Source organism: uncultured Acidaminococcus sp. (assembly GCA_900538365.1).
GTDB lineage: Bacteria > Bacillota > Negativicutes > Acidaminococcales > Acidaminococcaceae > Acidaminococcus.
On the sequence record UPXT01000061.1, the window covers coordinates 1 to 9,578 of the forward strand.

7 protein-coding genes are annotated in these 9,578 nt (G+C 50.6%); 1 reads left to right on the top strand and 6 read right to left on the bottom strand.

Annotated features, from left to right (window positions below):
* Positions 1–254 precede the first annotated feature (254 nt).
* From argH to argB, 5 genes are read right to left on the bottom strand one after another with little or no spacing between them, the layout of a single operon-like run.
* Entirely contained in the window at positions 255–1,667 is a 1,413-nt protein-coding gene (argH, locus tag QZQ08_RS09275) for an argininosuccinate lyase (protein WP_296331238.1), read from the bottom strand.
* Position 1,668: 1 nt separating this feature from the next.
* Complete coding sequence (locus tag QZQ08_RS09280) at positions 1,669–2,892, bottom strand: argininosuccinate synthase (protein ID WP_296331240.1); 1,224 nt, start codon at positions 2,890–2,892, stop codon at positions 1,669–1,671.
* 27 nt (positions 2,893–2,919) lie between these two features.
* The gene (gene argF, locus QZQ08_RS09285; protein ID WP_296331242.1) at positions 2,920–3,861 is read right to left on the bottom strand and encodes an ornithine carbamoyltransferase; all 942 of its coding nucleotides are present in this window, start codon (positions 3,859–3,861) and stop codon (positions 2,920–2,922) included.
* A gap of 20 nt (positions 3,862–3,881) precedes the next feature.
* Complete coding sequence (locus QZQ08_RS09290) at positions 3,882–5,072, bottom strand: aspartate aminotransferase family protein (protein WP_296331245.1); 1,191 nt, start codon at positions 5,070–5,072, stop codon at positions 3,882–3,884.
* 15 nt (positions 5,073–5,087) lie between these two features.
* Complete coding sequence (gene argB / locus QZQ08_RS09295) at positions 5,088–5,975, bottom strand: acetylglutamate kinase (RefSeq protein ID WP_009016374.1); 888 nt, start codon at positions 5,973–5,975, stop codon at positions 5,088–5,090.
* A gap of 392 nt (positions 5,976–6,367) precedes the next feature.
* Between argB and QZQ08_RS09300 the strand changes: the two genes are divergently transcribed.
* On the top strand, positions 6,368–7,138 hold the full coding sequence (locus QZQ08_RS09300) for a transglycosylase domain-containing protein (RefSeq protein ID WP_296331248.1): 771 nt from the start codon (positions 6,368–6,370) through the stop codon (positions 7,136–7,138).
* An 863-nt stretch (positions 7,139–8,001) separates the two neighbouring features.
* Here QZQ08_RS09300 and QZQ08_RS09305 read toward each other — a convergent pair.
* On the bottom strand, positions 8,002–9,441 hold the full coding sequence (locus tag QZQ08_RS09305) for a glucose-6-phosphate isomerase (RefSeq protein WP_296331250.1): 1,440 nt from the start codon (positions 9,439–9,441) through the stop codon (positions 8,002–8,004).
* Between the last annotated feature and the right edge of the window lie 137 nt (positions 9,442–9,578).

Consider the following 9,578-nt stretch of genomic DNA (forward strand, 5'->3'; position numbering starts at 1 on the left):
CCCTTTATTTTGCAAGGACTATTTTTCCCTACCGAGAAACATTTTACGCTTAGCTTTAGCCCCTTGCCCAGCAAAAGTTCCAAAAAAGACACAACCTCCTTCCATAGGAAAAGAGACACTCACCGGTGCTTTTATTTTCCTATGAAAGGAGGCTCATGTGGGCACGAGGAAATGGACACTCCCGGTCCCCTTTATTTCAAGGTGCCAGATGATTGTGTTTGCGGAAAGGGCAAGGCCTTCCCTATAACAAAAGCTCAGCGCTTTGTTACCAGCTCATGAAGGGTCTTCTTCTGTCCATCGACAAGCGACCTTCCCAAGGTCAGCTGCTTGACATTTTCCTTTGGTGCAGGGCCGCCGTAGGAGGTACGGGCAGCCACGCAGTTTTCAGGACGCAGGGCTTCAAGGAGATCCTTTTCAAAAAGGGGCGAAAACTGTTTGTACTCATCCAAGGTCAGCTCCACAAGATACTTGCGGTGCTTGATGCCATAGGCCACGGCTTCGCCAACGACTTTATGGGCCTTGCGGAAGGGCAGGCCTTTCTTGACAAGGTAATCGGCAAGATCCGTCGCATTGGAATAATCCTTATGGACGGCTTCGGCCATGCGTTCTTTATTCACCGTCATGGTAAGGAGCATATCCCGGAAGACAGTAAGGGAAAACTTCACCGTATCGACCGCATCAAAGAAACCTTCCTTATCTTCCTGAAGGTCCTTGTTATACGCAAGGGGCAGGCCCTTGAGCGTTGTCAAAAGGGCCATAAGGTGACCATAGGTCCGCCCCGTCTTGCCGCGAACGAGCTCGGAAATGTCGGGATTCTTTTTCTGGGGCATCATGGATGAGCCCGTTGCAAAAGCATCATCAAGATCGATGAACCCAAATTCCGTCGAGGACCAAAGACAGATTTCCTCACTGAGGCGGGATAAGTGCATCATGAGGATGGACGCGGCAGAAAGAAATTCCAAGAGGTAATCCCTGTCGCTTACGGCGTCCATGCTGTTGCCATAGACCGCATCAAAATTGAGTTCCTCGGCCACTTGGAAGCGGTCGATAGGAAGGGTTGTCCCCGCCACGGCACCCGCCCCGAGGGGCATGATGTCCGCTCCTTTCCACACCCCTTCAAGGCGGCGGAAATCGCGCAGGAACATATTGAAGTAGGCCAAGAGATGATGGCAGAAAGTAATGGGCTGCGCCCGCTGCAGATGGGTGTATCCAGGCATGAGCGTATCCTGATTTTTTTCCGCCACCGTCAGCAGGGCTTCCTCAAAGCGGATCACAAGGTCCATGACTTCGGTCACAACCCGTTTCATATACATATGCATGTCAAGGGCCACCTGGTCGTTGCGGCTCCTAGCTGTATGGAGACGGGCACCGGCATCACCGATGCGCTCCGTAAGGGCCGCTTCCACATTCATGTGGATATCTTCCAGTTCGGTCTTGAATTCGAACGTTCCCTTTTCAATATCATCAAGGATGCTCGTAAGCCCCTTCACGATTTTTTCGGCATCACTTTCCGAAATGATGCCCGTTTTGGCCAGCATGTGCGCGTGGGCAATGCTGCCGCGGATATCTTCATGGCAGAGGCGCTGATCATATTCAATGGAAGCGTTGAAAGCGTCTACCAAGGCATTTGTATCCTTACTGAATCTTCCACCCCATAATTTTGCCATCTTATTTCAGTTTCCCCTGTTTCATGAGGGCCCGAACCGTCAGCGGCAGGCCAAAGAGGGTGATGAATCCCTTCGCATCGGTCTGATCATATACATCGTCTTCGCCGAAGGTGACATATTCCTTGCTGTAGAGGGAATAGGGGCTCGTCGTGCCGGCAGAAATGATATTGCCCTTGTAGAGCTTCAGACGAACCGTGCCGGTCACCGTTTTCTGCGTTTCATCAACAAAGGCCTGGAGCGCTTCCCGCAGCTGGGAGAACCACATGCCATCATAGACGAGTTCCGCATAACGGATGCCGATCTGTTCCTTATAGTTATAGGTGGCCCGATCAAGACAGATATTTTCCAGTTCGTTATGGGCATAGTAGATGATGGTACCGCCCGGCGTTTCATAGACACCGCGGTCCTTCATGCCGACCAGCCGGTTTTCCACCATGTCGGCAATACCAATGCCGTTGCGCTTACCGATTTCGTTAAGGGTAGTGAGAAGTTCCACCGGTTCCATCTTCTTGCCATTGACGGCGACCGGAACCCCTTCGACAAATTCCAGGTCCACATATTCGTCCTTATCGGGAGCGCCTTCGGGCGTACCGGAAAAGATATAGATATCCGGATTTGGTTCATTGGCTGGATCTTCGAGATCGCTGCCTTCATGGGAAAGATGCCAGATGTTCCAGTCCATGCTGTAGTCTTTTTTCTTCGTGACCGGTACCGGGATATTATGGGCGGAGGCAAAATCGATGGCATCTTCACGGGATTTGATGTTCCATTCCCGCCAAGGAGCGATGACCTGAAGCTGCGGAGCCAGGGCCTTGATGCCCAGTTCAAAGCGGACCTGGTCGTTGCCCTTACCTGTAGCGCCGTGACAGATGGCATCGGCATTTTCCTTCAGTGCCACTTCAACAAGATGCTTTGCAATGACCGGACGGGCAATGGACGTTCCCAAGAGATACTTTTTTTCATAAACGGCACCGGATTTGACCATGGGCCAAGCATAATCGCGAAGGAATTCATCTCGCAGGTCAAGGACATAAGCCTTGGAAGCCCCGCTCTTTAGCGCCTTATCATGAACAAAGCTCATATCATCGCCTTGTCCCAAATCGGCCGTTACGGTAATGACTTCACAGTTATTATAGTTTTCCTTCAGCCAAGGAATAATGACGGACGTGTCGAGGCCGCCGGAATAAGCAAGAACAACTTTTTTGATTTCGTCTTTTTTCTTCATGATCGGGTTCTCCTTTTTTTCTATGGATTAAAGGACTTCATCGCTCATTAGCAAAGCCATAATGGCCTTTTGGACGTGGAGCCTGTTTTCAGCTTCATCAAAGACAGCAGAGTGTGGTCCTTCAATGACATCATCGGTGATTTCTTCTCCCCTGTGGGCCGGCAGGCAGTGAAGCACCATGGCATCAGGGCGGGCCACATCGAGAAGGGCTTGATTGATCTGATAGCCTTGGAACTTCTTTACCCGTTCCTCATGCTCTGCTTCCTCACCCATGGAAGCCCACACATCCGTGTACAGGACATCAGCTCCTTCGGCCGCCTTCATGACGTCTTCTTCGACGGTGATGGAAGCACCTGTCAGCGCGGCATCTTCCTGGGCCTGTTTCAGGACCTGCGGATCAGGGTAATACCCTTTTGGGCTTGCACAGACCATGTTCATCCCCACCTTGGCGCAGGCATACATCAGGGAATGGGCCATGTTGTTGCCATCACCGACAAAGACAAGTTTACGGCCCTTGAGGACTTCCTTGTACTCCATAATGGTAAATAGGTCCGTCAGGGCCTGGCAGGGATGAAGCAAATCCGTCAGTCCATTGATGACAGGAACAGAAGCATAGGCTGCCAGTTCCTTGACGGCCTCATGGGAATAGGTGCGGATCATGATGCCGTCGACAAAACGGGAAAGGACGCGGGCCGTGTCCTTGACGGGCTCGCCTCGGCCAATCTGGCTTGTGGCCTCACTCATATAGATTGGATGCCCACCCAGCTGATGGAACCCCGTTTCAAAGGAAACCCGGGTTCGTGTGGATGCCTTGGAAAAAATCATGGCAAGGGTCTTCCCTTTCAGGTATTCATGAGGTTCGCCTATTTTCTGTTTTTTCTTCAGCTTGCGGCTCACATCAAGGATGGTTGCCACCTCTCCAACACTTAAATCATGGATGGAAATCAAATCTTTATTTTTTAAGGCCATTTTATTCCCTCTTTTTCTTCTTAGAATTCCGTCAAAAGCTCGTCAAGACACTGAAGGAGCTGATCGATTTCCCCTTCCGTAATGATGAGGGGCGGAACAAAACGCAGGACATTTCCTGCCGTGCAGTTGATGATAAAGCCCTTTTCCAAGGCGCGCCCAACAAGACAAGCGCCGGCTTTTGAAAGTTCAGCCCCCAATAAGAGCCCCTTGCCGCGCACATCGACAATCTTGTCCGGATGTTTTTTCTGAAGTGCCTTAAGCCCCTTTTGGAAATATGCCCCTTTTCTGGCTGCAGCTTCATCCATATGCAGTTCCTTTAACGTCTTAAGTGTCGCATAGCAGGAGGCACAGGAAATGGCATTGCCGCCAAAGGTAGAGCCATGATCGCCCGGTTTAAAGACATGGGCAAGACGCTCCGTCGTAACAAAGGCCCCCATGGGGAACCCACCGCCAATGGCCTTGGCAAGGCTCATGGCATCGGGCTTGACGGTGCTGTGCATGTAGGCAAACCATTTGCCCGTGCGGCAGACACCGGTCTGAACCTCATCGAGGAGGAAAAGGGCATCGTGCTTTTCACACAGGGCCTTGACCCCTTCAAGATAACCCGGGGCCGGAACATGGACGCCGCCTTCGCCCTGGATTGGTTCGATGAGGACGCCGCATACATCATCATCCATAACGGCTTCGATGGCCTTAAGGTCACCAAAAGGCACGTACGTAAAGCCTTCAGGCAAGGGCGTCAGTCCTTCATGATAATGGTCCTGACCGGTCGCGGTCAACGTTTCCATGGTGCGGCCGTGAAAGGAATCCTTTGCCGTAATGATGCGGAATTTCGCCGGGTTCTTACTGCTGCCGTATTTGCGGGCAAGCTTGATGATTCCTTCATTGGCTTCAGCACCGCTATTGGCAAAAAAGACACGATCCATACCCGTTACCTCAGCAAGCTGCTGCGCCGCCTTGGCTTGGATTTCCGTATAAAAAAGGTTGGATGTATGCATGACTTTCTGGGTCTGTTCGCACACCGCCTTGACAATCGCCGGATGGTTATAGCCCAGGGCATTGGTTGCGATCCCGGCAAGAAAGTCCAGATAGGCCTTGCCGTCCGCATCATATAAGGTCGCCCCTTCGCCATGGTCAATGGCAATGGGGAAGCGGCCGAAGACGGGAAGGTAATGCGCTTGCGTCATTGCAATGATTTCTTTTGTATTCATGCTAGTTCCCCCTCATCAGCCCTTGATGACTTCCGTACCAACACCCTCATCGGAGAAGATCTCCTGAAGGATGGAGTGTTCCCGACGCCCATCGATGATGTGCGTCTTATGTGCCCCGCCGGAAAGAGCCGTAATGCAGGCCTTGACCTTTGGGATCATGCCTCCGTCGATGCTTCCCTTGATGATCAGTTCATGGGCCTTTTCAAAGGTCAGCGTGGAAAGGAAGGTACTTTCGTCATGATGGTCTTCATAGATGCCGCGCACATCGGTGAGCATAAGGAGCTTTTCTGCTTTGAGGGCCCCTGCTACTTCACCGGCCACGCTGTCGGCATTGATATTGTAGGTCTCCCCGTCGGCACCGAGACCAATCGGCGCAATAACGGGAATATAGTCATTTTGGATCAGGAGATTCAGCAGGTCCGTGTTGATCTTGTCCACGGTTCCCACAAATCCGATATCGACCAAGTTCACTTGTCCGTCTTCATAGACATCGGCCAAATGTTTCTTGGCTTCAAGGAGTTTGCCATCTTTGCCGTTCAGGCCGATGGCGTTGCCGCCTAGGATGTTCAGTCTTCGGACAAGGTCCGTATTGGTGCGTCCCACAAGGGCCAATTCAGCAATGGCCACCGTTTCCGCGTCTGTGACGCGCAGGCCGCTTACAAATTCGCTCTTTTTGCCTGCTTGCTTCAGCATAGCCGTAATTTCCGGGCCGCCGCCATGGACGACAACGGGGCGCATGCCTGCAAGCCGCAGGAACACAATGTCTTGGAGGACCTTGTTTTTGAGGTCATCACTTAGCATGGCGTTACCGCCATATTTGACAACAACAGTCTTTCCTTTAAAAGCACTCAGGTATGGCAGGGCTTCAACTAGGATATTCATTTCATCGCCTTTGATCTGCATCTTATTTCCTCCTCATGTGCGGAACTCGCATCATTATTAATATTCATGCAATCTTGAATTCCAAAGTTTCTCGGGAATTCAGCAGATGCATCGCTGCGGTACCGTCTGCCAAGCCTCTTCAAGGAAAAGGATGATTCCCCCGAAATTTTCCATAAAGCACTATCTCCTCCTTTATGTTGCAATATTATACGTCTTTATGCATAAGTTTGCAACACTTTTTTTCTTTTCTTTTTCCTCTTTTTAAGGATGCCTACATTATAGTACTCAGCCCCTCACGGTACTAGTCATTTTGCAAAAATATCGCAAGTTTTTTCTTCCCTCTTCCCCATGGATTTTTATGCTTCTTTCGGGTAGAATAAAAAGGAACAAACATCCTTGGAAAGGAGCCAACCATGAAAAAATTACTCTTCATCCTCACCCTCATCCTCGGCGGGCTCCTCTGGTATGTCATGGTCCCTGCCGCACCAACGGCCAGTGCAGGCGGACCGACCCTCATGGAATCCTTTTCGTATCCCTACTTAGGAAAGAAACTGCCCCGTCCCATTCGGCTCTGCTACCTTGCCTATCATATGAAGGACGTGGCACAGGGACGGATAGATAAAAGTGACTGGATCAACCTTGATAGCATGCCCGCCTACCTTCCCCAAGCCCTCATCGCAACAGAAGATCGACGTTTTTATTCCCACATCGGCATCGATCCCAGCGCCATCATGCGAGCCATACTCGTCAACCTTCAGTACGACGAAGTCGCCCAAGGCGGAAGCACCCTGACGCAGCAGCTGGTAAAAAACAATCTCCTGTCGCCGGAGCGCACCTTGGAGCGAAAGCTATGGGAAGCCGGCCTTGCCCTCATCGTCGAAGCCAGGTATTCCAAGGAAGAGATTCTCGAGATGTATTTTAATACAACTTTTTTTGGCAATCACTCGACAGGCATCAGAAGTGCCGCACGCAATTACTTCGGCATCGAACCTAAGCAGCTCTCCCTCATGGAATGTGCCGTCCTTGCGGGACTGCCCAACGCACCGACGGACCTTAACCCCTATAACGACATGGAGGCCTGTCGGAGGCGGCGGGACCTGGTCCTTGAAAATATGCATGATCAAGGATTCATTACAGGAAACCAGCTGAACCACGCGAAGAAAGCAGACATTGTACTGAGGTAGGAGAAGAGAAAAAAACAAAAGGCAAAGGACTCGAAGGTGCGGCGGCAAGCCACCCTATAGGAGGGCGCCGAATTGATTCTTCAATAACACGGTTCCGCAAGCAAACTTGCTCGTTACAGTCCTGCTAAGAAAATCTGTCCTGCTAAGAAAATCTGTCCGAAGCTTCGTCATCCCCCAAAAAACGGTTCCGTTACTTTTAGCATCCATCAGATACTATATTAGGTGAATATAAGGGGTAAAAGGGCACTGCACTCCGCCTTGTCTTTGCTGGATCGGACAGAAGAGGATACTCCAACGGTTCCAATTGTCACTGCCCTTTGTGAAGCTTTCCCCACGAATTTTTCAGCATGAGGCTCAGCAAAAAATCCCGTAACTCACGTAAGCGCTCTGTCACGATTTCTTGCTTTACTTTTTCTAAGACGCACAGGGAGCTTGCGAATCCATCGACGATGCACTGACCGTCTTGGTAAGGCGAATCGATTTCGGAGAATTCAAGTGCTAAAGCAAAAGACGATAAGGTCAGCCCTAAGCCAAACTTAGATGCGAGTTTGGTTTAGGGCTCTTATTCTTATCATCAGTTTCTGTAAAAGGCCCGTCTTTTTGAAATATAGGGAAGACCACAATGGAAGGAGCAGCCTGCGTTCGAGTTTTTTCTTTGTATTCAAAGCGCAGCATCAAGTTCTGAGGCAAAAGGCCTGACGGGGGACGGTTCCATGCATCCTGAAGAAAACGCAAAAAGAGCCTTAACCCGCATTAAGACATGCATTCAGGTTAAGGCTCCAGTATGATTTGTTTTCAATTGACCGCTATAGGAAGCACTCCCTTTAGGCCGAACTGAGCAGAGCGATTTCTACTCTCCCCCACTATTTTCCCAGTTTCCTTCTCATAATCTTCTTATAGACTTCCACGCCCGGCTGGTCAAAGGCATCCACATTGGCCAATTCTCCTTCGTAGGCAATGCTCAGCATGAGGTAGTAGAATATTTGTCCGAGATAAAATTCATCAAGCTGGGGCAGCCTGTAGAGGGCACTCATGCGTCCGTCGCTCATAAGGGCCTCTTCATTTGCTTCCATAGCGATTTCCAAGGCCCGCCCGACATCCATGTTTTCATAAGGGCGCAGGGACTCAATTTCAGGGAAGGGATTGTGGAGATGGATTTTTCCTTTTAGACTGTCAATAAAAAGGAACTGAACCACTTTATCCCGGATTCCATCCTGGTGGAGCTGGGTCTGGGCATGCATATCCGTCGTTCCGATGGCAACAAGGGGCGTCCGCCCATAAAAGACGTCCTTACCATTGCGATCCTGACGCTTGCCCAAGGATTCAGCAAGCAGCTGAACATACCATTCCCCGAGCGCCTTAAGCCGCATCGCATAAGGCATGAAGACTTCGATGGAAGCGCCATGGTCCCGGGCAGCCAAATATTTCACGGCCGCTCCAAAAAGGGCAGGATTGCGCCGCCAGTCACTGCCGCGGCACACTTCATCCATATTGGCGGCACCGGCAAGCAGCTGGGAAAGATTCATTCCAAGAGTCGCTGCGACGATAAGGCCCGGTGTCGAAAGAACACTGAACCGCCCGCCGATTCCATAAGGAATGGGGAATACTTCCCAGTCATAGACCTTTGAAAGACGCATGAGCGGCCCGTCCTTCTGAGCAGGGTCAGTCACGACAGTAACAGAAAGCTCAATCTGATTGGCATGCTTTTGGCAGCGCTCGTAAAAGAAGAGGAAACCTGTCGTCGGTTCCATGGTTGTCCCTGATTTGCTGATGGGAACGAGCATAACGCGAAGCTTACGCCCTTCCTGTTCTTTAATGGCGGTAGCCATGGCAAGAAGGGCAGCCCCAATATTCTTCATGTCTTCCGTGTCCATGTTGTTGCCCACGAAAAAAACCTTGGGCACCGGCGTATCATGGTGCGTCCAAAATTCGCTTTGGTAGCAATCGTAAAGGACCTTACCGCCCAGATAGGAGCCGCCTACGCCGCTGAAAAGCACCACGTCAAACCCTTGGGATACTTTCTTGCCAAAAGCTTCCAGCTGCGTCATAAGCTGCGGCGTATTGGGATGGTCTTCGGCGACATAAGGAAGACGGGTAAAATAGACCGCCTCAGGGTCTCCATCCTTTGAAAGATGATGATAGGCCCTGCCTTCCTTGCGAATATAGGATAGACCTTTCTCAGCCGCCTGAAGCTGAGGCAAAAGTGCGTCCAGTTCCTCGTCCTTGAGGCCTCCTGAGGCAAACATATGAGTAAAATCAAAACAAAATCCAGATAACAAGGTAATAAGATGGGTATCGTCCATGAAATTTCATCCTTTCGGAATGATGTCAAATATGTTTCATTATACCATAATGTCCTAAAAATAGGGGCCATCCAGCTGCCTCTGTATGTGTCAACATTTTCTCGGGAGACCCATATAAGATTGTGTTGCAGCTTAAT